The 21,703-nt window shown below is 56.6% G+C and carries 17 protein-coding genes and 3 pseudogenes; 5 read left to right on the top strand and 15 right to left on the bottom strand.

Translation table 11 applies throughout. From position 1 onward, the window contains the following. Positions 1–134 precede the first annotated feature (134 nt). From QN222_RS18265 to QN222_RS18240, 6 genes are all read right to left on the bottom strand, one after another. On the bottom strand, positions 135–1,259 hold the full coding sequence (locus tag QN222_RS18265; RefSeq protein WP_283963131.1) for a S41 family peptidase: 1,125 nt from the start codon (positions 1,257–1,259) through the stop codon (positions 135–137). Then, a complete protein-coding gene (locus tag QN222_RS18260) occupies positions 1,204–2,667 on the bottom strand; it encodes an SPASM domain-containing protein (RefSeq protein ID WP_283963130.1) in 1,464 nt (487 codons plus the stop codon). The genes QN222_RS18265 and QN222_RS18260 overlap by 56 nt, the downstream gene beginning before the upstream one ends. 476 nt (positions 2,668–3,143) lie before the next feature. Next, positions 3,144–6,572 (bottom strand): tetratricopeptide repeat protein, encoded by a 3,429-nt coding sequence (locus QN222_RS18255; RefSeq protein ID WP_283963129.1) that lies wholly within the window; start codon positions 6,570–6,572, stop codon positions 3,144–3,146. A 16-nt stretch (positions 6,573–6,588) separates the two neighbouring features. Beyond that, positions 6,589–7,905, bottom strand: a complete 1,317-nt coding sequence (locus tag QN222_RS18250) for an alpha/beta hydrolase (RefSeq protein ID WP_283963128.1) — start codon at positions 7,903–7,905, stop codon at positions 6,589–6,591. Positions 7,906–8,163: 258 nt separating this feature from the next. Next, positions 8,164–8,487, bottom strand: a complete 324-nt coding sequence (locus tag QN222_RS18245; protein WP_283963127.1) for a type II toxin-antitoxin system RelE/ParE family toxin — start codon at positions 8,485–8,487, stop codon at positions 8,164–8,166. Continuing rightward, positions 8,484–8,759: a type II toxin-antitoxin system ParD family antitoxin gene (locus tag QN222_RS18240; protein ID WP_283963140.1), complete on the bottom strand. Its 276-nt coding sequence runs from the start codon at positions 8,757–8,759 to the stop codon at positions 8,484–8,486. Before QN222_RS18240 ends, QN222_RS18245 begins: the two co-directional genes overlap by 4 nt. Positions 8,760–9,252: 493 nt before the next feature. Between QN222_RS18240 and QN222_RS18235 the strand changes: the two genes are divergently transcribed. Then, a complete protein-coding gene (locus QN222_RS18235; protein WP_283963126.1) occupies positions 9,253–9,933 on the top strand; it encodes a DUF4365 domain-containing protein in 681 nt (226 codons plus the stop codon). Between the two features lie 232 nt (positions 9,934–10,165). Here QN222_RS18235 and QN222_RS18230 read toward each other — a convergent pair whose 3' ends face one another. The 3 genes and pseudogenes from QN222_RS18230 to QN222_RS18220 form a co-directional block, all read right to left on the bottom strand. Continuing rightward, positions 10,166–10,651 carry a hypothetical protein gene (locus QN222_RS18230; RefSeq protein ID WP_283963125.1) on the bottom strand — a complete coding sequence of 162 codons (486 nt, stop codon included), beginning with the start codon at positions 10,649–10,651 and terminating at the stop codon, positions 10,166–10,168. 16 nt (positions 10,652–10,667) lie between these two features. Then, the gene (locus tag QN222_RS18225) at positions 10,668–11,396 is read right to left on the bottom strand and encodes a hypothetical protein (RefSeq protein WP_283963124.1); all 729 of its coding nucleotides are present in this window, start codon (positions 11,394–11,396) and stop codon (positions 10,668–10,670) included. Positions 11,397–11,404: 8 nt separating this feature from the next. Beyond that, positions 11,405–11,686: pseudogene (locus tag QN222_RS18220) on the bottom strand (integrase); the annotation flags it as partial. A 468-nt stretch (positions 11,687–12,154) separates the two neighbouring features. On the opposite strand from QN222_RS18220, the gene QN222_RS18215 reads away from it, so the two are divergent. Further along, positions 12,155–12,712: a hypothetical protein gene (locus QN222_RS18215; RefSeq protein ID WP_283963123.1), complete on the top strand. Its 558-nt coding sequence runs from the start codon at positions 12,155–12,157 to the stop codon at positions 12,710–12,712. Between the two features lie 202 nt (positions 12,713–12,914). On the opposite strand, the pseudogene QN222_RS18210 reads toward QN222_RS18215, so the two are convergent. Continuing rightward, a pseudogene (locus QN222_RS18210) lies at positions 12,915–13,191 on the bottom strand (SMC-Scp complex subunit ScpB); the annotation flags it as partial. A gap of 592 nt (positions 13,192–13,783) precedes the next feature. On the opposite strand from QN222_RS18210, the gene QN222_RS18205 reads away from it, so the two are divergent. Together QN222_RS18205 and QN222_RS18200 are read left to right on the top strand one after the other, a co-directional pair. Further along, positions 13,784–14,701, top strand: a complete 918-nt coding sequence (locus QN222_RS18205; RefSeq protein ID WP_283963122.1) for a recombinase family protein — start codon at positions 13,784–13,786, stop codon at positions 14,699–14,701. 47 nt (positions 14,702–14,748) lie between these two features. Continuing rightward, positions 14,749–15,104, top strand: a pseudogene (locus QN222_RS18200) (integrase); the annotation flags it as partial. A gap of 75 nt (positions 15,105–15,179) precedes the next feature. Here the strand turns inward: QN222_RS18200 and QN222_RS18195 are convergent. After that, positions 15,180–15,479 (bottom strand): hypothetical protein, encoded by a 300-nt coding sequence (locus tag QN222_RS18195; protein ID WP_283963121.1) that lies wholly within the window; start codon positions 15,477–15,479, stop codon positions 15,180–15,182. 251 nt (positions 15,480–15,730) lie between these two features. Here QN222_RS18195 and QN222_RS18190 point away from each other — a divergent pair, with 251 nt between their 5' ends. Beyond that, positions 15,731–16,834: a Fic family protein gene (locus tag QN222_RS18190; RefSeq protein ID WP_283963120.1), complete on the top strand. Its 1,104-nt coding sequence runs from the start codon at positions 15,731–15,733 to the stop codon at positions 16,832–16,834. Between the two features lie 282 nt (positions 16,835–17,116). On the opposite strand, the gene QN222_RS18185 is transcribed toward QN222_RS18190, so the two are convergent. The 4 genes from QN222_RS18185 to repA all read right to left on the bottom strand — a co-directional run bounded on the left by QN222_RS18185 (position 17,117) and on the right by repA (position 21,520). Then, on the bottom strand, positions 17,117–17,383 hold the full coding sequence (locus tag QN222_RS18185; RefSeq protein WP_283963119.1) for a hypothetical protein: 267 nt from the start codon (positions 17,381–17,383) through the stop codon (positions 17,117–17,119). Positions 17,384–17,859: 476 nt separating this feature from the next. Next, entirely contained in the window at positions 17,860–19,074 is a 1,215-nt protein-coding gene (gene repC, locus QN222_RS18180; protein ID WP_283963118.1) for a plasmid replication protein RepC, read from the bottom strand. A 194-nt stretch (positions 19,075–19,268) separates the two neighbouring features. Then, entirely contained in the window at positions 19,269–20,300 is a 1,032-nt protein-coding gene (gene repB, locus QN222_RS18175; RefSeq protein ID WP_283963117.1) for a plasmid partitioning protein RepB, read from the bottom strand. Further along, the gene (gene repA, locus QN222_RS18170; protein ID WP_283963116.1) at positions 20,297–21,520 is read right to left on the bottom strand and encodes a plasmid partitioning protein RepA; all 1,224 of its coding nucleotides are present in this window, start codon (positions 21,518–21,520) and stop codon (positions 20,297–20,299) included. Before repA ends, repB begins: the two co-directional genes overlap by 4 nt. Positions 21,521–21,703: the final 183 nt, after the last annotated feature.

Genomic DNA, 21,703 nt, shown 5'->3' with positions numbered 1-21,703 from the left:
GGCTTTGCTGCTCGATCGCCACCGCCCCGACCAACGGTTGCCGTGTGCTCGAAAATAGCAGCATGCCGCCCTTCGTCATCTGCACAGCTACCCGACCGATCGACAATGTCGATCAGTTCCTGCCCACACCCTCCCTAGGCATCGAGGGCAAGTGCGGTTTCTAAGATAGGATCTTCGCCAGCCGAATACTCGAGCTTGGGCTCAACTGCGATGTCTGGGGCGACACCCACACCCTCCAGGTCCGTCCCGTCTACTTCGACCCGGTGGGTGGCGATCAGTAATATCGATCGATCTGTGAGTAGGAATGGGCGCGCTGCGGCCACGGCGCCCGCAGTTCTGGTTCCAACTATCGTCGCGCCATGCCGCTGCAGCGCGAATGCCAGCACCTCATTGCCACTGCGGGTCGTCGCATCGACAAGCAGAATGACAGGCTTGCGCCAATGGCTGTTGATGCTGACGGCTGCCCCGCTGCGTGGATAAAGCTTGAGCTCTGGCGACCCCCCAATAAAAAACTCGGCGAAGTCCGGAGACGAGCCCGCAATTCCACCGCGCAGATCTAGGATCAGCCGTTTGCAATCGGCAAGGTCGTTGGTCGCTGCATGGGTGACGAGTCGCCAATGCCGGTCGCCTGCGAGGCTCCAGGGTCGAATGTAGCCAATAGCCGACCCATCATGCGCGCGAAACCTCTGTATACTGCCGCGTGTCGCACGGGGGAGAGCCCGCCGGGGGGAGGTCTGTTTCACCTTGACCGTGAATTGGCGCTTCGCGCCATAGAGCGTGCGGCGAGCCACCAGTTCGCAATCGCAGCCCTCAAGGCCAATGAAGGGCGTGATCGGCGCATAGGGCGCACCGTTGACAGCAATCAATTCATCACCGACGCGCAAGCCAACGCGTGCGGCCGGGCCACCGGGCATGATGGCAGATGCGAACCAGCGGTTTTCAGACCCCTTGCGAGGGAGGATACCGATGCCCGGATAATGGACACCTCCTGGAAAGGTGCGCCTAACTATTTTGGCGAAGCCGGGAAGTCCGCAATAGGCGACCAGAAGATGAAAATAGTCTATCTCGTCAGGCCTGAGATGGTGGGTGTGCGAAATGCCGATTTCCGGAAGTCGCTTGCAGACATCGGTGGGCTCAACTGCCTGAATCCAAGCGTCCAGCGCCTGAGAGTCGATATAGTGCTCTCTAAGCAGAGCTACTATCTCAGCAGCGAGGTTCATCAACGCTGTCGGTCGAGATTCTGAATTGTACAGCTTCACTGAACTCAGTGTCTCGAGGCCCTGATGCGAACCCGGCCGCCTGTGCGATAAGGCGCGGCAAGTTGCTTCGCCAATACCGTCCCTGTTCACGTAGCGAGTGCTGGTCCTGCTCGAGGTGCTTCTTTGGACAGCCGCCCCAGCATATTGGCAGAAATGAGCAGGATGAGCACGTTGGTTGTTGGGTAGGGTCGAAGCTTTGCCACCATTCCCCATCCTTGCTGTTCAAAACGCTCGCGCCTTTCCGCCTCGATGGTGAGTTGTCGTGCAAATTTCCAACAGCGCGACCTTGCTCGCCAACCTGTAGTCCGCACCGATAAATCGAACCATCGGCGCCGAGCACCGCTGAGTGATCGGCCAAAGCCGCACATACCGTTGTCTTCGGATACGGGAAGCCGTCTGGCACCTCCGACTCTTCGACCGCAGCAATGCCACCGGTGTTTTTGCGCACTTGGGCGCGTGCGTCATCGAACTCAGCAATCGTGAGTTCGAGTGGGCGCATGAAGCTTGAGGATTGCGAGTACGCTGCGAGTCTGGCCGGTTGGAAAACCGCAGGGAAGTCTGCGTCAAACCAGTGGCGACTGCGTGCGAAGTCGAGGAATGGCAGCAAATCCTCCAAGTTCTCGCGGTCGACGTTAAAGCGAAGATCAACACGAACGCATGTAACGAGGCGATCGACAAGCGCAACGGCGCGGTCGAACGAACTTGGCTGCGCGCTGCCGCCCGTCGGACGATGCAGCCTCCGATAGCGGCGGCGCTTATCGTGGTGAGCTTTCAAGCCGTCGAATGAAATCTGGACCTGACGCACGCGGTGACGAGCAATAAAACTTTCGACATCATCGGGCCACAAGCTTCCGTTACTGATGATCGAGGACACGAAGGCGATCCCCTTCGACGCACACGCTGCCTGCAATGCCATTGAGGCCTTTTCGATAAATTCAAGATTGAGTAGAGGCTCGCCTCCGTACCAATCGATGTGCAGGGCTGGTCGCCGGCTCGCAGCAACGCTTTCGAGAGCGAGGGTGACCAGTTTATCGATCTCACCCGTTTTCAGGCGGGAGGCGCTACGCTCCTCATAGCAATAGTAGCAGGCTAGGTTACAGTCCATGGTGGTCGTTACGGTGATCACGACCGGAGCCTCTCCTCGGGCACGCCAGAAGCGCTCGCGAATCTCTGCAACCTCGTCGCGGGATTCAGGCACCAGGTACCCCCCGGCTCTAAGGCGAGCCAAGAGATCGGGGGAAAACTCATCCCCTGCAAACTTCAATCCGGGCTGGAGGAGAACTGCACCAAGTTCACCGGCATCTCGGCCCTCCAATATCATGAGGCCACCGCTGAAAGCGTTGAAAAGCGCAGCGCTCGGTCCATCGCCTTGGACAACGAAATTGTAACGCGACGGCACGAACACCATCTGCGTGTCCTCCGTAACAAATCAGCGACGACGCAGCAACCTAAAGTTCTATGAGGGCCAAGCACGTATTGGTGCCCCCACAGAGGCGAGCCGCTACTTTCTTGACGGGCTTCAGTTCGGGGTCAGTGATGGTGGTTGCCATAACCTCGAACTTCATGCCGGGCTTGAGTTTCACCGTCGGCTCAGTATCATCTGTCTCGATCAGATGTACCTTGGGACCAGCAGCAGGCGGTTGTTTCGTATTTGGCAAGGCAGGATCTCCCGTTCAATCTTGCGGCACGACCGCAAGATTGATACTACTTGAAATATATATTTCTTCCAGTAGAATCGTGTTGCGCCCTGCATTTCTTCAGTTGCACCACAGTTGCACTGAGAGAAGTGCTTAGGTCTGATCACACAGATGCGTGAAGATCGACGCGTCTCTGCAATTTCATAGACGGCGGTCGGCAACGTAGAACTATATTGAGCGGAAATAATCACTCGCCATAGTAGACGAAAGGCGCCCAGACGATAGCTGTGCGCCTGCTCTCGATGTCGCCTAGTATAAACTCGCGTTTTGTCTCCGATAGAGCGATACCCGGCGTTTTTCCGTCTTTCAGCTTTCGAAAAAAATGCTCGACAAATTCAGCTGTGCTATCGTCTTGAATGGGCCACAAGGTAAGGATGGTGCTCGCATTGCCCGCCGCGAACAGGGAGTAGGGAAGTCCAAGGAGACCTTCCCCCGAGACCCATTTGCCGACGCCAGTCTCACATCCCGATATGAATACCAAATCACTCCGAAAATCGAAGGCCGCAAGTTCCGATGCTCTGAGATAGCCATCCTGACCATCGGCTAGATTTGCCTGCGACAACACGATCCCACTCAATTCCGGATTGCGCTGGTCGAGATATCCATGCGTCGAGAAAATCACATATCGAAAACGCTGTAGGGCGCCCTCTCCCTGCAACCGCCTGATGTTCGTCTCGGACGCGCCTTGCCCGGAAAACAAGTCATGACCAGGCTTCAAGACGAACAACGACGCCAGCCCCTGCAATTCCTTCGCTGAACCTGGCAAGTCTGGCCATGACACCTGCCCGGTCGGCAGAGTGGACGCAGCCGTCATAGCATCGATACCGGTCACTGCTACACCTGGAGAAGACCCCACGGAGTATTGCGGATTTCCAATCGCCAGCATTTGCGATCGGTCAAGACCGGCGTATCGCCTGAGCCGATCGCGCGATAGAGCCATCAAAGAGATGGATTGAATGGAAGAAATGTCGTGGGTTTCGATCAGAAACGCGCCGTTGGAGCGTAGCGTATCGAGCGGAATTGACGCCAGCGGGCCGTCGGGACTCACATACCAACGGCGCGCTTCTCTCACTTCTGCGGGGAGTGCGCTAAGGAACCAGGAGGACAAATCCTTCCTGATTTCCTCGATGTCACTAACAAGTGTCGCACCATCGACGGCGCCCTCCTCTACCAATTGCAACAGGTATGAACCATCCCGAAGCTTCCAGATCAGCTTCCTCGGCATGCCTGGCGGCGGGTAGCGAAGTCCGCTAACGCCATCCGCTATGGCCAGCGCTGCGCGATACGCCTCGAGCGTTGCCGGCAAATTTGGGTAAGGTGGCAGAACCAGCGCCCCTCTCCGCCCTTTGCCATCGATCCATATTAAGAGCAGATCGGAGCTCGCTTGGACGAAATCGAGAATCACTCCTTCTTCGGAAAGCAGCGCAGCAGCGGCGTCCGCATCTGTAAGCCGGAAATCGGCTGCCTCGCGATAAAGCGGATATTTCAATCGGTAGCTTGCTTCGAGCGCCGAAAAGCTGGCCGCCAGCTCATTTCGTTCGGCCTCGAGATCGGCACGTAAAACCAGATCCGTGACGAGCGGAATGCGTCCGTCGAGCTGCGAGATCCTGAACTCGAGATCGGACAGGGCCGCTTGATCGGTTTGCGGCAGTGCATTGCGCGCCGTCCCACGGACAGAAGAGGTTTCAATGAGTGTGCGTGCTTTGGAGAGTTCCGCAGCTCTCAGGGCTGCGTCGAAGTCTCCATGGCTTGCCTCCAGAACGGCAAGCGACTTGTAGGCCGGCGTGATGGTGGAGAAGAAGCTCCTGCGCAATGTATCTGGTAGTCCCCCATCGCTGCGTAACCCCTCAGCGGCGTCGACGATGCTCCGGTAAAGCGTTCTTGCCTCGTCCAGGTTTCCATTCGCGGCAAGAAGACCAGCGAGCCCCCGCATAGACACTACGGTATCGATATTGCGGGCGCCCAGGCGCTGGGTGCGTAGGGCGATCACCTGCTCGAAAAGCTTCCGGGCTTCTGCCCATTGGCCGGCATCAGCCAGCGTCGAGGCAAGATTGTGCAGGCTCTTCAATGTATCAGGATGCGTCTCGCCAAACTTGCGTGCCCTGATGGCGTAAACGTCGCGATGAGCAGTGATCGCCTCCGAGTACCGGCCCAGCGCGTCAAGCACCGCAGCTTGGTTGCTGCGTGACAACAACGTCAGTTGGTTCTCCGCGCCAAGTACTGCAGTTCGACGACCGACCACCTGGGTGATGATTTCCAAGGCTTCGTCGTACCGATCCGCATTCCTCAACGCCTGAGCTAGATTGTTCAGTACGCTAAGCCGGCTGGGATGAGATTCCGGAAGTTTCTTCGCGAGAACCGCGTCGATATGTCGGTAGGCCACGATTGCTTCGTCATTTCTGCCGAGATCAGAAAGGACGGCCGCAATGTTGTGCAATGTCGCGATCGTATCGATATTTTCATCATCGAACAGCGCTCGAGTGGCTCGCAGGATTCGCTGATATACCGCCAGGGCATCCCCGTATCGTCCCGTCTGATAGAGCAGTCCCGCATATTCGTGTCCAATGTTCATTGTGGCCGGCATTTTTTCGCCAGCGACCTCCACAGCCAGCGAATAGGCGCGGTTCCCCATGTCGATCGCTTCGGATGCGCGTCCGACGCGGAAGAGAACACTTGCCATGTCCGACATTGCCTCGATCGTGCGCATGTTCTTGGCGCCAAACCTGGCCGTAAGTGCGGCTGTAATGTCGCCCATCTCGGACAACGCAGGTTCAAATTGCGATTTGTCTATCATTTGGCGCACGATCAGCGAGCGCGTTACGAGCGTGTCGGGATGGTCTGCTCCCAGCACCTGGATTCGCAGCCGGCGGACTTCCTCCAGGATCGTGTCCGCTTGTTGGGTCTCGCCGAGACGCCGCAGCGCGAAACCAAGATTGTGCTCACTTTCCAGAGTCTCGGGATGTGTTTCCGAGAGCAGGCCCCGACGACCTTCATAGGCTACCTTGAGCATGTCTCTCGCAGGCGCAAACTTCGACTGGCGAAGAAGGATTACACCGAGCGTGTTTTGGAATCGAAGCAAGTCGCGTTTGGACTTACCGCCCAGTAAGCCTGCCTTGGCAATGACATCGCGTTCGATGCGTTCTGCCTCGTCGGCCCGAGCGGTTGAGAGTGCAAGCGCCATCCGGTCCTTAACCCTTAGGGTACGAAGACCGTCCGGCCCGTCGGCCGTGAGAGCTGCTACCAAAGCTCGTTCCAGCGCCTCGGTCTGAGGAGGCTCGCGCGTGACAGCGATCCGCGCAATGAGCAAAAGCGTATCTGCGAGCTCTTCCTTGGAGAGATCTGTTGATGCTTCGAGCGCAGCCTGCGCGGAAGCGGACGCTTCTTCGAAACGGCCCTGCCCAAGCAAATTTTCTGCTCGAATTGCGGCAACCGCCCGTCGATCTACCGGTCGCACTGTTGTGGCTCGATCCAGAATCGACAGCGATCCCCTATACGCCCCTTGATTGGTGAATTCGCGTGCCTGTTGTATGGCAGGATCATCAGTCTCCTGGGCTGCTCCCGGCAATGCGAGAAGCGCGAATACAGATGCAACAAACATGCATCGAACGTTGGACATTGTCGTCCCCGCTAGCTCACTTGAGGACCCACCATTGTGCAGGCGGCGTTCCGTCTTTAGGAAGGCTTCGTTGATCAGCGTTGAAGTGCAAATACAGGGTGTCCGCTATGTCTCCGAGCACCTTCGCGCTGTCCACGACATAGGAATGACCGAAGGCGCGAATGATGGGCGCCACTGCGGTAGCGTCGATCGTCTCGAAACCATTGAAGGTCAGGACACCACCATCTGTTTCACCCACGCGGCGATAATCGTGCACGACCTTCGATGCTCGCAGTGCAACGTCGGAACTGGATGCATAGATCGTGCGATGCACGTCGAGCGCAGCAAGACCGGGAAGGATTTTCTCCCGGAAGATATCTGCGTTGATGTCCGGAGCGGCGAGCATGAGCTCCCGCAGGTTCGGAATCGTCTTCCCCTTCGATGCGCGATCCCTCAGAACGGTCGTGACCAGACGATTACCCATGCTGTGTGCGACGATATAGACTTCCGACGCGCCCAACCCGGCTACCTTGTCCAGGAAGGCATCGAACGCTGCCTCGGATAATTGCACGGTCTCTTCGTCGCGCCAGTATCCCTTCGTTGTGCCCATCGAAGGCCAACTGAAAAACATGGCAGCGCCTGGGAAAGACAGATCGTGCGCGAGCTGAGCGGTGCGAAGGGCTGCACCCTCGAAGCTGACATTGTAGCCATGCACGAAGATGAGAAGGGATGATTTCTTGCTCTGCGAGATCGCCTTGGAAATTTCAGAAACAGCATTTGTCGCATCCAAGGGAACGACTTGCTTGAAGACGAAGTGCTTAGTAGGATCCGGGCTTAGTTCTAAACGCCAGACGCTAGGGAGGTTCATGTCTCCGAGCTTGCGCGCGGTAGGGATCGAGACAATCGTTTTGCCGTATTGATTATCGCCGGCACGCTCCGTCCCGAAGAAATCCTCGGGCGCCGAATTGCCCGTCGATTTCCGGTTCGTTGCAAAATACGTTGTCAACTCGATCCATTGCGTGGGTGGATCATTTGGCCCCCGCAAGACCTGGATTGTCAGATCGGACCGATCGCATTCCAGTTCAAAAACAAGGTCGAGCAATTTTTCCTGAATGCGTCTCAGACGCTGATCAAGAGCAGTCTTTTCCTTTCCATCAGGTAGGTTTGCGATCTGCGCCTTTATATCGCCTGCCTCGTCATTCAACGACTTGCGCTTGTCCTCGATGTTTGTGTTGGCGGATGCCTTGATCTCGATGCACGGCGCCGAGATCGCAGGGGTTGAATCTTGCGCTGATGAGTAACCTGCGCCGAGGAGAAAGGCCGCAATGGCCGCGCTCAATACCAAAGACCTCAACTTCTCCTCCCCACCTGTCTATGGTTACCCTGGTATCGACCGCTCTCCCGCTTCTCACCAAAGTCGCAATCATCCTATTCCTCGCCGAGCAATTGTAAAGCGGGACACGCGTCGCGCGCGTAACAAAGCTTCTGAGGTACGCGGCGGCTCACGCCACCACGCCGTGGTAGCTGTTCAAACTCCTAAAAGGTAGGTCAGCAACCGATCGCCTTGAACGGATTCGAACCGATCGCCACCTATAACCAGCCTCACCAAAAGTCAGTGATTATCCGGCATCCAGTGAGGGATGTCGCGTTTGGCATGAAGCACGCGCCATACGTCAACATAATCTGTCTGGTCGCGATAGAAAACGAGATAGGGATATCGATTCAGGGAGACGCTCCGCAGGTCAGGTAATCCCAATTCGTATGCATACCGCAGCGATCCGGACTCCGGATGGTTTGCGATCAAATCGTAAGCCGATTGAAGAGCATCGATAAAGCCGAGAGCGATTTCGGTTCCAGCTTCGCGTGCATAATAATCGACGGCCGCCGCGACATCACTACGAGCCAGCTCCCGGGGGACAATCGCTTTGTTGTTCACTTGCTGCGCCGACCACGAGCTCGATCGCGCAGAGCGGTGAAATAATCCGCGTCGACGGGGTCAGTCTGTGCGGACGAGGCGCCCTCAAGCAACAGTCTGCGCAACGCGAGACGGTCCTGATCTCGGCGTATCAATTCCCGGATATACTCACTACTCGTGCCATAGCCCCGTCCGGCGACTTGCTCATCGACGAAGCTCTTAAGATGGTCTGGTAGGGAAATGTTCATTGTGCTCATGCGAAAGACCATAACGGCTTTGGCAAAAATTGGCAAGAAGTTGGCTTTCCCTTTAAACCTCGAGTCCGATCCGGCAAATACCGGATGCAGCGCCCTGGCAGTGGCGCGGGTTCCAGTCGATACATTATGCGATCCCAAAAGCACATATGAGGAACAAAACCCGAAAATGCGCTCTCGAAGCTGAGGGAATTGCATTACTTCCTCCGAGTGCCTCCAACTTCACGCCGAGATCTCCACGTTCACGTCCGATCCGCCCGGCGGAGCTAGAAGTAGCTCGAGGAAAAACTCCGAGGTAAAACGTCTGCATCAATAAAAGGGCCGCGATCAAGCTTGTCTGCACCTTGCGACAGAATGGGGGTGGTCGTGGGAAGCGCGCGTATTGGAACCGCGATAGCGATCGAGGCAGTTGACCCGCCAATCGCGGGAAAGCTAGGTCTTGGGCTCTGCCAGGACTTTCCTGGCGAGGGCGACCTCACCTAACTGTCCCCGCCAACAATCATTCAGAAACGCTGTCGATCGAATACCTTCCATGCCAAATCGTCCCAGAAGCCACATTATTGAAGATCTCGCTCAAGCGAAGTTCACCCTTGCAGTTCAACCGACGTGGATACTCCGGTCAAAAGACAAGGATTATGGCGTAGATTGGGAAGCGGAGCGATTAGGTGAGAGTGACAGCGGCACGGGAGATGTCTTCTATGTTCAGTCCAAGGCAACCGACGTGAAGGCGAGCGCCCAATCCGTTCAGATCAAGGTCGATCGTCTGCGCTATCTAACGTCGTTCGAAGTACCGGCCATGATTGTACGTTACTGCGTACCAACGGACACCACATATTGGATCTGGGCGAATGAAGCTCTTGCGCAAAGCAAGTCGGATGCGGAAACAGTGAATGTTCGGTTCGGGGAGGAGCATCTTTGGAATGATGACACACTGCGAGAAATTGAACGCACGATCCCCATTCTCAGAAAAATCAAACGCTCGGACCCCCGAACGACTTTCTCGCTCTTGTTACCCGACCAAATGCCAGCGAACATCGCTATCAATTTAGGACGAATTGCTGGCCGTCTTTCGACAAACTTCAACTTCATCGATCAGCGGCACGTTCAGGGCGTGCCTGTCAGGCTAGCCGTTAATGAAAAGGAAGCGTCGTTAAGTATCGAACGTGTCGCATCCGTTAAGGCTGAGATCGAAGGAGATGAGGCATACCTCTAGTTTGTCCCTGCAGAGCAGCTTAACAAGCTTTTTCATTTACGCTTTCCAAAATTCGCGTTGTGGTTCCGTAGTGACGGATTGCCTCTGCAAACAGTGGTACCGGAGCTATGTGTGCTGGTCATCGCGCAATTCATCGAGCAGGTCGACCATGAGATCTGGCATCTCCATCCGGATTTGGTCTTGCGTTGCATCTCGTGCGCGAAGGAGACGCAGCTTTTAGAGCGAGATTCCGTCAAGCCGTAATGGGAACATCTGGTTTGACGCTCTTCGCCCAATTCTTCAAATCAGCCATTATTCGAGTAGTCCTCGCCGAATTGGTGATCGTTGCCTCGACAGGCGCGGGGAGGTCTTCCTGGTGAGCAAGACAGATCATCCCATGTGCTTCCAACGCCTTGAGACCTATCCAGAACACAGGATTGTTTCGGTTCCCCCTGAAATCCCCGCTTGGGATCTCCACCCTGCTCCAGTCATCCCGCGGTATCTCCAGCCCGACCAGAGAATAAACTCCTGCGACGTAGATAGACGCTATTCTCTCTTCAACAAATTCCGCGGCTCGCGCCCTGAAACGGCGACTTGTGATCTCTTCAAGATCTGCGGTCGAGATGAATGGAACAAGATCCTCATGCCGATCCCAGATCGTAAACATGAACTTGGCGAGAGTGTCGGGTCTCAGTCTGCGCAATATTGCCCGCATTTTTCCCTCAGACACGAGCCGCATCATAATCTTCAGGATGTCAGCTTTGGCGGAGATCGACGCTCTCCTCAGAACGGTTAGCAAGGCCTTCAGCGAGCTTCTCCAGCGTCGTGCAATACACCTTCTCCATGTGCTCCGAGGCGACGCCGAGGAACGAGCTGAGCCCGGTGACGATGTCCGATTTCGTCTCAAAGAATGTCGCTATGTCGGGAAGAAGGATACGTTCTATCTCCGCATACGTGATGATGTTGGATTGGACAAATATTCCGAAGACCGCGCCGGAGTTCCCCATGGAGAAGTCCTGAGAAAGCGTAAGTGCTTCAACAAGAATGTCCGGCAGCAATTCCTTCGCCAGCTCGTTCTCGCCGGCCGCGATGAGCTTCTGCCCGATATAGGTTGCTTGAAACGGATCTGCGGACATCACCTCCCGTAGCCGAAGTTTGATGCCCGGGTCGTTGAAGGATGTGATCAGCTTTCCCAGTTCGTGATGGGCCAGCTCAAACCGTTGGGTTTTCGAAGTCGTCCGCTGGCGGACGAAGCCAAGACCAAGAGCTGACTGTGGGACACGATTGGCCAGGCATTTCAGCGAGGCGGGTATTTCAACGATTGCGAGGGCCGCGATCTTTTTGACCTGTTCGACATCTTCGGCTGAAAGTTTGTAGATGAACTGATCACGCAGATATCGACTGGCTCGACGGCCTGAACGATTATCATCGTACAGTTCTTCTAAGCATGATTGAAGAGCAATCGAGGTGAAGAAAGCTCTCACTTGTCGGTTCAAATGACCAACCGTGCCGCCCTGCCCGCTTGCGCTCGGCGTCGTTATAGTAGCTGGTGGCCTGGGTCACCGACTTGTGCAGCGAGTGCTGCATGGCCTCGGGCATGTATGCCGCGGTTGGCCAGACGCGTTTCAAGGCAGTGACTTGGCCGACCGATCAACAGCACATGCGCATCCCTGGTGTTTGTCTTGGTACGGCCGAGCCGAATCGACAGGCAAGGCAGAAGCGGAGAGTTTTTGTCAGCCGGGTTAGCGCGCACGGGCTCCTCGTCAACGAGATCGTGATAGGCAACGCGCGTCATCACCGGCTCCCAGTGATGAGCGAGGAATTTCGGGAGCCACGTTGCCGGCGCCCGGCCAGGGCAGCGCCGGCGAAACGTGATTTGCCGCGACGTTACCCGCTCCAGGACTCGAAATCCATTCTTATCGATACTCGGCAGCTATCGCCTCGCAATCAGGCCGCGCAGACGTATCACGCACCCGTCAATGATCAACGCCTAATTGAGAGCGTTCGCTCCCTTCCCGATTATCTGTTTGCAAGAAGCGCCTATCAGCGACGTTGAAAAAGCGCTCAGCGCTTTTCCATAGAACCGCGCGGGGCGACGCCGAATGCTGTTTCCAGCATAGTGGCCATCGAAACGAGTTCGCCTCGTCCATATATGGGGTTTTCTGCCGGTCCCAAGTGGAAGTGCGCCGCGCCCTTCCATGTCCATGATAATGTCTTTCTCTACGGAAATGGGAGAAACCTCATGAAGGGCATTTTTCATCCATTCGATGACGTGAGCCAACTTGATTGGCATGACATAAAGAAAGCTGTGGCGAGGGGGGAGCCCGCGCCTCCGCCGACTGGCAAACCTTCCTCAATGTATTCCGAGAGCGAATGGGCAGCGGTTCGCCTTCGCCATGAACGCGAAAAGCGGCGCATGGAAGAAGAAGAACTCGTCGCGGCGGCACTGAAGCAACTCGCAAAAAATCCCCAACGCGACCACGTTATTAAGGAAGCCGTCACCGCCATTCAAGACGCAGCGGTTCCCACGATCGTCAAAATCGACGAGACACTGATTATCATCGGCGAGAGCGAAGAGCCGCGGCAGGACGTCAAAGGGATACTCGAAGAGCGGCTCGCCGAGTCAAAAAAATCAGGCAAACCGCCGTGGCTTTCCATTCTCTGGCGGTCTTTGCTCGAATCCAGCGCGATCACAATTTCGCTTGAGGTGGGTCTCCCTCCGATTAAAGTTTCCGCCTCTATTGATCTAATCCTGTTTTTTAAGCATATCTCGAAACGCAGGCAGGGGATCGCGACCTAGCTTGCTTTGGACGAAAGTGGGCCCTCGAATTTGATGAAGGCCGCCGCGGTTCAATCGCCACTGGAAGGAAATGTTGAATGATCTCCCGCCTTCGAGGCCGTTCCTAGCGTCGAGGTCGATCCCGAGCGTTTCTGGCCACAGTGCGGAAAAGCTGCTTCTCCGTCCGCCTTGCCGGCTGAGAAGTCCTGCAACCTCCAGAGCCTCGACGGCCCGATGCGAGGAAGCCGGCGTCGCGGAGCGAGGCTACTGTGTCACGGCTGACCTCCTCGCCGAAGATTTTCGACAGGTTTCCGCGGGTGATCTGCTGAAAATAGGCAATCGCCATCATCACCATCGCCTCGAACTCCGACAGCGCTGCCGCCGGCCCAGGCGTTGGCGCAACCGAAGCCCGGATCGCTTTAACATTGTGAGACCGCGTTCCATGTTGCCAGCCCCCGGGCGACCGACACGATCCCGTAGGGGCGACCGCGCAGTTCGTCCAAGGGCATCCGACCCGCCCCGGTTGCGGCAACTACTGGGCATCATTTAGACAAAATTAACCATATGAATTGGCTTCTGAAATCTCGCATTCGGAAGTTAAATCGCGCTCTGCTTCCGTCAGCCGGACGCTGCTTTCTGCGCCCGATCACTATCGATAGGTTTCAAGTATCGATAGTGATCGATTTCGAGTCGCAAATCGGCGTATATCGGTCGTCCTGGATCAGCGGAAATGGCCGGTTTTCCGGGCTTCTAGGGCGATTTCGCCCGGAATGACCGGACTCCCCAACAATGCAGCCAACGGCCGTCGGCGGCGTCCAGGGCTCCTCCTCGCTTCGGCAATTGAGCGCCGGCGGCTTTCAGCGGGCCCCCTGCTCTCGCAGCCATCTCCGAAACCGCTGTTTTTCCGCCATTTCCGCCACAGAAGCCCGCTGACGCGCGTTTCTTCATGCGGACGCTCCGTTGCTCGTCTGCAATAGAATTTCGAGTCTGGCGGGCCGCTATTCAATGCGTAAAACACGCTTGCAACTGAACAGTTTCTCACGCATTCCTTATCTGTACAAAGCACCTTGAAACAAGGCCGTTAAAAGCGTGATGGCGAAGCGACAAACAGTTAACGTCCAACAATCTCCCAAGCGGCTAATCGGTTATGCCCGGGTGTCGACGGATGACCAGGTCCACGATGCCCAGCTGGACGAGCTGTGTGCCGCCGGCTGCGATCGGATCTATCAGGAGCACGGTTCCGGGGCATCGCGGGCTCGACCGGTGTTGACGCGATTACTCGGGGAGCTCAGCGCCGGCGACGTCCTCGTTGTCGTGCGTCTCGATCGACTGGCCCGATCCGTGAGCCATCTCTTGTCCGTGATCGAAGACCTCGAGGAGCGCGGCGTGCATTTCCGGTCGATCCGCGATCCGATCGATACCTCGACCCCGCAGGGCATGTTTTCCCTTCAGGTCCTCGGCGCGGTCGCGCAGCTAGAGCGGGCGCTGATCGCCGAGCGCACCAAAGCCGGCATCAAGGCGGCGAAGGCGCGCGGCAAGCTTCCTGGGAACCCGGGCCTGCGAGAACGACGACCGGAGGCGATCAAGACAGTCTCGCAGGCGCGGGAGAAACTCTATCTCGATGAGCTCCTTGCGTCGGCGCAGACGTGGCTGCCGATGGTGCGGCAACTCCGGCCTCAGCACAGTTGGGACAATGTCGCGCGGGTGCTCAATCGCCGCGGCCACGACTGGACCGTCGAACGCCTTCGTCGCGCCGTTCATCGCTTGGTCCGCGAAAAGCTCGCGGAAAAACAACTCTTGGCCCGGTCCCCGCGCCGTGCCCCCGAGGACCATCTGATGAAGCTGGTGGCGGCGATCGCCATTGCCGATCCCGACCTATCGCTTCGTGACATCGCTGCTCAACTGGACCAGATGGGAGAACGGCCTGTGCGCGGCGGCAAGAAGTGGCAACCCTCCTCCGTCCGAGATCTGCTGGACGAAGCCCACCGGTTTGGCCTCATTCGCCGCTGAGGGCACGGTTCATCAGGCGACCGATGACACGGTGCTTTTTCTTGCCGCTGTTCGACGGCATAGACTTCCAGGCCTGGCTTTTGAGGATCTGCAGCGCCCTCGACGCGATCCTGCCTTTCGACCGGCGCGACCAGCTTGCCGAACTCTTGACCGCCGATGACATCGCGACACTAAAACACCTCGCCAGGGAAGGCATGGGCGAGAACACGCTGCGGGCGCTCGCGTCGGATCTCGGCTACCTCGAGACCTGGTGTCGCCTCGCCACCGGCGCCCCCCTCCCCTGGCCGGCACCGGAAGCGCTACTGTCGTCGCGCATCACCTTTGGGATCCGGTCAAGCGCGCCGAGGACCCGACCCACGGGATGCCGGTGGAGGTCGAGACCGGATTGCGCGCCACAAGAATGGACAAGCGGCATGGCTGATCGTCTAAGGGTTGGCTGCACGCCGAAGAGTGCATCGGTTCGCCTCTCAAAGGACTACTATTCTTCCGGTTCCGCTTCCGCCTCCGACCCATCTTGCCGGTCAGCCGCCAATGCTGCCCTGCCCCAGGTTTCAGCACGCTGCATCAGCGACACCATCTCTGCCCGCAAGCGATGGGTGCGCTGCAGGTCGGTGGCGTGCCCGGCGTTCTGGCGCGGATCGTAGAACACGCCGATCGCCTCGCCGGCTGCCTGCCGTGCCGCCTCCAAATGTTCTTTCAAGGTCTCCAGATCGGCTGTCGCCGCAAAATACTGTCTCATCACCGAGATGAGCTCGCGGTCACTGGCGCTGATTTCCACGTTCGCTTCTCCTTGGAATTCCTCTTGCCGGCATTGATCGATAGGAATGGCAAAGTCGAGGTAGAGTTTCTGGGAGGTTGAGTTACCCAGCAATTCTGGAGCGGGACCCCACAAATCCAGGGATGATTGGATGCCGTCGACGCACGCGCCAGATCGCCAAGGGATCCGCATAGGCCGTATGAGCTATAGGCGCAGTTGCTATAACTCACTTTTCGGGCAAAATAGAGTTATAGAAAGGAATTCTATAACTCATGCAATGGAATTGGACACAGCAAGGCTGGCCTGAATTCACATATGACCCTGTGCGGCTGGAGCCGCTCGAACAGCAATTCCTTCTGTCATCAGGCGAGGTCGTTGGCGCAATCCGGCATGTCAGTGACGATGAACGCGATCAACTGCGCATCGAAGTGCTAAGCGAGGAGGCAGTAAAGACTTCCGAGATCGAGGGACAAATGCTCGATCGCTTGAGCGTGCAATCCTCGTTGCGAAGGCAGTTCGGCCTGGAAGCGGACAGCCGTCCAGTAAAGCCGCAGGAACGTGGCATCGCAGAAATGATGGTCGATGTCTATGGTACTTGGTCCAAGCGCCTGGACCATGAAACGCTGTTTCGCTGGCATGGAATGTTGATGACCGGAAGTCGTCATATTGGCACGATTGGCGGATATCGGACACACGAGGATGCCATGCAGATCGTGTCTGGCCGCCACGACAAGCCTACCATCCATTTTGAAGCTCCACCGTCAACGCGGGTGCCTGAGGAGATGGCCAGCTACGTGGACTGGTTCAACAAATCTGCACCTCACGATGAATCTCCTCTGCCCGCTTTGACGCGCGCCGGCATTGGTCACCTCTATTTCGAGAGTATCCATCCCTTCGAGGATGGTAATGGCAGGATCGGCCGAGCGCTTGCCGAAAAGTCACTAGCACAGAACATCGGACAACCAAGTCTAGTCGCACTCGCCTTCACGATCGAGGAGGCTCGAAAGACCTACTACAGCCAACTCGAGCGAAACCAGCGCATGTTGGATATCACCGAATGGCTTGTCTACTTTGCCGAGACCATACTAGCGGCGCAGCAGACGACCTTGCGCCGCGTCGCCTTCCACCTCAACAAGGCAAAGTTCTACGATCGATTCCGCGGGAAATTTAACGAACGACAAGAGAAAGCCATTGCGCGCATGTTCCGGGAAGGTCCTGCCGGATTCAAGGGCGGGCTGAGTGCCGAGAACTATATTTCGATCACCCGCACGTCGCGCGCGACGGCCACACGCGATCTGCATGACTTAGTGGAAAAGGGGGTGCTGAGACGCACCGGCGAGCGACGGCACACGCGGTATTCTCTAAGGCTGGCCTAAACAACTAACGCGTTTACCTCTTTTTCCTTTACCTCCTGCACCGGTGATCTCTCGCGATGGACGAACAAAACCCTGACAGCTGTCAGGGTTTTCGCCTCGGCCGCCCCTTCTCTGCTGCCTGTGCCGACAAACTCTTCTGATAGAGGGCCTAGGCCATACCTATACATCCCCACCAGGGCGGGTAGGTGCCGTAGCACCGTAGACGAAGCCTCTTGGAGATCGTCGAGAAAATAATGGCTTACAGCTTGCGTCTCGGTGAAGGCTTCCGGCTTCGGTCTATCCCTAGTAAGGATGTGACCAAGGGGCGGAAGAGCTCTCGGGGCTTATGTGTTGCTCGGTCGTGTAAAGCTGCATCAACCCTTCGGTTGTTGCTTTAAAGACGATGAATCGGGCTAGAAAATCGGTGATCGTCTCTCTGAACTTGTTGTTTGCGGTTGAGCTATCGCGAACAGGACGTCTTTTCGCGATGTTGTTTAGCCGCCCGGCGAGGTTCTTCACCAGGATGCGCTTCCGCGGTGCTAAGGTCTCGTGCTTCGATGCAGGTTTCATCTCCTCATCCAAACGGCGCCCTAGGTGCCTCGATCCTATGAAAAGCATTAGCGGGGAAAACTGGCGGCGCTTGCGTCCACTGGGTGCTGCTATTTTTCAGAAGATCGTTCCCACACTTCGATGGCACACCCCGCTGTGCATAAACCCGGCCCCTAGATCATCGATGCAGTTAAAAGCTATAGGGATAATGGGTAGAAACGATGGGCGAGTCCATCTTACCCTCGCCAGGACGGTCTCCCCGCCAGGCTGCGCCCCATCTGCCGTAGGATCCGTCTCGGTACCATAGCCAACGCCGCAAGTGCTGCTTCACAGAGGCTCAAGTCCGTGTCCTCGTGCCAACATGATCGCCATCCGTGATCATCACCGCGTATCCTCGTTCCGCCCTGCTGTAGCGAAGCCAAGCCTTTCCATCTTTGTTGACTAGGCACAATCCGAAATCCTTACAGCTGGCAGGGTTTTCACAGTACGATTCCCAATCACCCAGCTTTTTTTCCACCTTGCCCATTAGCTCTGAGCAGCGCCATGAGCACCGGCCCCAGTGAAAATTCGCCTCGTTTCGCCTTCGATGTGAGATCTCGCAGATATCCGCCTGCTGAGTTTATGTGCTCTGCTCGCTCGAGAATGCAGGCCACGATCACGGACGCATTTTCCCGTCCCATCACGTGGCAGGCGTCTTCATAGGCTGAAGGGCTGACTTTCAACACAGACCGGACGACAATCGCCGCCGACATCAGGTCCCGCCAATTCGCAACGGCGCCCCCTGGAGCATAATCGGCGATTTGAGGGCAAGCCTTTAACACCATTCCCAAAGGAAATGTCTTTATCCGCTCGCTCGTCATCTCCCTGACCGGGCTCCACTTCGCCTCCTGCTCATTTCGAGAGCTAGGTTCAAGTTCACTAATGGATTCGGTATGTGAATTCTGTATGTGGCGCTCATTGTGAGCGTCATTGGTGCTCAATATTTTCGCATTCTCCTGCAAATCCAATGTGTTGAGGATCTCGTCCTGCAGCAATGTGATTTCATCAAGCAGTTGGTCCAGATCAGACATGCTTGGGGTTCGTGGGATCCGGCGGACTAGGTCGACGTAGAGAGCCTCAATTTTCGCCCAATCCCCGTCGGCGCCTTCTTCGATCGCAGCTGTGATGAGCTTCCGCACGTCGCGCCGGCATATTGTAAGATTTTCCTTCGCCCTTCTGAGGGCATTCCGGTCTGCAGCAACCTGCTGCGCCATTTGAACGAGCTCCTCGGCCCGCATCAGTAATGGCGAGAGATCGAAACCGAATGCGCTCTCGATCTCGCCGGTCTTACTCTTTCGCGCGTAGCGTTTGCCGTTCGCGCTGTCCCTGCGAAGGATCAAGCCAGCCTCTACGAGCAACGCCAGGTGCCGGCGAAGGGTGGCACCGGCGATGCCGTGAGCGCGAAGTGCCAGTTGGGCATTCGACGGGAACACGACAAGCTGGGCGTCCTGACGTAGCTCATTTTCGGGATAGAAGCTCAAAAGAGCATCCAAAATCGCCAAGCTCCGATCTTGGAGGCCGAGCAGTTCGCGCGCTTGGGAGACGTCGCGGAAGATTTTCCACTTGTCTGCCGACTTGCCAGACTTAATCTGTTTCGTGTCAATCTGCCGTTTCACCAGGGCGAGCGTTATCGGCCGCCGCCCAAAAGGCGTCGTCACATATTCACTTTGCATTTTCCTTCACCTTCTAAGAGGCAAAAGAAATCCGCTCACCAAAAAACGGTGCCAAAGACTCTTGACTGGGATTCGGGGAAATGCGATTCTCTAGTTGTCACACACAGAGAGAGGCTTCCACGACGGCAACGTTTGGGGGCCTTTTTCTTTTGCAGCGATTCCTTTCCTCAATCAGTTCGAAACTCTGACAACTGTCAGGGTTTTTCCTGTTCTCGCTGACGGGCGAACTGCTCAGCAAGGTTTGGCAGCTCCGCCTCAACAAACTTCAAGAACTCGATGCCGAGCGAGCCCTCGGCTGAGATTCGGACCTCCTTCGGAGACATCACCAAGACGCCGAGCGTTGTGCCGCTACCGTCGGAAATCGGTGTTGATTCGACGCTCTTTTTGGCGGCTGGCTTCACGACATTCAGGACACGCTGAAATCTTTGGTCGGAAGTTTCGTGACGGTTACCTTTCCTGTCCAAAGCGGCTCGAATAGAATCGAGAGTGCCTGGGTCGCTTGCAACTGCCTTAGCTAGGTCAAGCCAACGCGGCCTGCCGACCTTTGGTGCCCGCCCAATGGCTTCAATGATATCCGCCGGGACTATGCGGTAGACATTCCGCATACGCGCCAGCTCAGCGTCCTCGATGGAGAGCGCTGAGTAGATATAGCGTGGCTTGATACCCGCATCATCCATCCGAGACGCGAACAGCGCGCGCTCGATCCAGGTTAGATCTTGACGGCTTGCATTCTCGATCCCTTGCGCAAGGACAAGATCGATGTCGGAAATCTCAACCTCAATGGCCCGAACGGGTCTGCCGAGTTGCTTGGCAGCAAGCCAGCGCCGGTGACCGTAGACGATCTGATGGCGACCAGGCGACGAGGGGTGTCTCCGGACCTGGACGGGGACCTTTTGCCCGTCGGTCTCAATTGAACGCTTGAACGCCTCGAAGCTTGTCTCGTCGTCGTCCGGCAGTCGGTCCGGGTAAGGGGAGGGGTCGATGAGAGACGGATCCAGCTCGCGAACCGCACCTCCGCCAGACTCTACGAGAGCCTTCAATTGATCCCGCTCTGATCGGAGCTCGTCAATCGCCCTGTGCGTAGCTCCGATGACACCTGCCCCGACCCGATTGCCCGGGGACGGAGCCGGAGGCATTGGCTGCTGATCGCTCGCCAGCTTGTTTTCCAATTGCGCGGAAAGCAATCCGAAGCTGGCGACAATCGACTTACGAGAGGATTTGCTCATGTCCGCCCCCAGCTGTCGTTGATAAGGCGGACGATCGCCTCGTTCACGGCATCTACCGCCTCCCGGGCGCGCTTATGCGTCTCGCGTCCGATCTGCCCAATTTCGAGCTCGTATATTGAGCTCTTCGCGAGGCCCGCCGCCTCCACGGCAGTGCTCTCGATTGCGGTCGGTAATAGGACATCAGAACCGAACAAATGACGAAGCATTGCAACGACCTGCGATTGCGGCGCGTCATTGGGGTCGTGCCGTGTGACCAGATATCGAATGAAGTCTTGGTCTAGCTGAGCGCCGCTCTCATTCAGAACGCTGATCAGATCGCCCATCATCAGAAGGAACTGGCTCATCGACGCAACGTCCAACATGGCCGGATGCACCGTTATGATCATGCTGGTCGCCGCGTATATCGCGCTCAACGTCAAAAAGCCGAGCGACGGTGGGGTGTCTAGGATCACTACGTCGTAGTCTGCCTCGACTTCCGAAAGGGCCAGTTTCAATCGCTCGAAGAAGATAGCGCCCGAGCTCGACTTGTTTGCCAAAACACGTGGCGTTTCGTGCTCATATTCCATCACTTCCAGGTTGCCTGGAATTAGGTCGATGCCCTCGAAGTATGTCTTGCGGATAATATCGCGGATCGGACGCCGTTCAGCCTCGTCGTAACGCAAAGCGGCATAAATCGTTTCATTAGACCCGACGTCAAACTCTGGCTGCGAACCGAACATAGCGGACAATGACGCTTGAGGGTCCAAGTCCAGAGCGAGGACGCGATAGCCGTGAAGGGCTAAGTGGTGGGATAGGTGGACGCATGTCGTAGTCTTCGCGCTACCGCCCTTGAAGTTGGCTATTGCAATAACCTGAAGGTGCTCGCCAGCGCGACGGCGAGGGAGGAACCGCAAGGCGTCTGCAGGTTTCTGCTTTGCGAACAATTCACGCAGCTCGTTGATCTGGGCAAGCGTGTAGAGGCGATGGTTATTCTCTAGCCTGCTGGGAACCGGTCCACGTCCTTCAGTGGACATGAGCTTCAAGGTGGAATCGGGTATGGACGTCAGCTTCGACACTTCGTTGGTCGAAAACGAACGCAGACTCTTTTCGGACTTTGGCGGGTACATGCGAGTTCTCAGCTGCTGCAACTGCCCCGATAGAACCCCCGCATGCCGCATGATCTTGCTGGCAGCATCTTCTTTCGAGCCAACAAGTGATTCCACTCGGTTTGCTATCGCCATCTTTTCCTCTTGGCGGCTTTCCGCCGGTTTTCCCGCGTTTGCCCGCCAAAGGTAGAGCACGATTCTCCCGAACGCGTCCAGAAGTTTAGGGTTAACAAAAGGTTAACGGGGCCGAAGTTTCCTAGCGAACCAGTGAGGGTTTTTCGGCTTTTTGTCTTCCCGTTCTAAGGGTTAGGCTGACAA

Source organism: Sinorhizobium sp. 6-70 (genome assembly GCF_030124375.1).
Taxonomy (GTDB): Bacteria; Pseudomonadota; Alphaproteobacteria; order Rhizobiales; family Rhizobiaceae; genus Sinorhizobium.
Note: the sequence above shows the minus strand (reverse complement) of the source record. Positions and strands in the feature narration are given on the sequence as shown.

What these genes read in the sequence shown, in the direction of transcription:
- QN222_RS18260 (WP_283963130.1), bottom strand. Translation starts at nt 2,667, where the DNA reads ATGGTGTTCGTGCCGTCGCGTTACAATTTCGTTGTCCAAGGCGATGGA.
- QN222_RS18255 (WP_283963129.1), bottom strand. Translation starts at nt 6,572, where the DNA reads ATGTCCAACGTTCGATGCATGTTTGTTGCATCTGTATTCGCGCTTCTC.
- QN222_RS18235 (WP_283963126.1), top strand. Translation starts at nt 9,253, where the DNA reads ATGCCAAATCGTCCCAGAAGCCACATTATTGAAGATCTCGCTCAAGCG.
- QN222_RS18230 (WP_283963125.1), bottom strand. Translation starts at nt 10,651, where the DNA reads ATGCGGCTCGTGTCTGAGGGAAAAATGCGGGCAATATTGCGCAGACTG.
- QN222_RS18215 (WP_283963123.1), top strand. Translation starts at nt 12,155, where the DNA reads ATGAAGGGCATTTTTCATCCATTCGATGACGTGAGCCAACTTGATTGG.
- QN222_RS18205 (WP_283963122.1), top strand. Translation starts at nt 13,784, where the DNA reads ATGGCGAAGCGACAAACAGTTAACGTCCAACAATCTCCCAAGCGGCTA.
- QN222_RS18190 (WP_283963120.1), top strand. Translation starts at nt 15,731, where the DNA reads ATGCAATGGAATTGGACACAGCAAGGCTGGCCTGAATTCACATATGAC.
- QN222_RS18185 (WP_283963119.1), bottom strand. Translation starts at nt 17,383, where the DNA reads ATGAAACCTGCATCGAAGCACGAGACCTTAGCACCGCGGAAGCGCATC.
- repC (WP_283963118.1), bottom strand. Translation starts at nt 19,074, where the DNA reads ATGCAAAGTGAATATGTGACGACGCCTTTTGGGCGGCGGCCGATAACG.
- repB (WP_283963117.1), bottom strand. Translation starts at nt 20,300, where the DNA reads ATGAGCAAATCCTCTCGTAAGTCGATTGTCGCCAGCTTCGGATTGCTT.
- repA (WP_283963116.1), bottom strand. Translation starts at nt 21,520, where the DNA reads ATGGCGATAGCAAACCGAGTGGAATCACTTGTTGGCTCGAAAGAAGAT.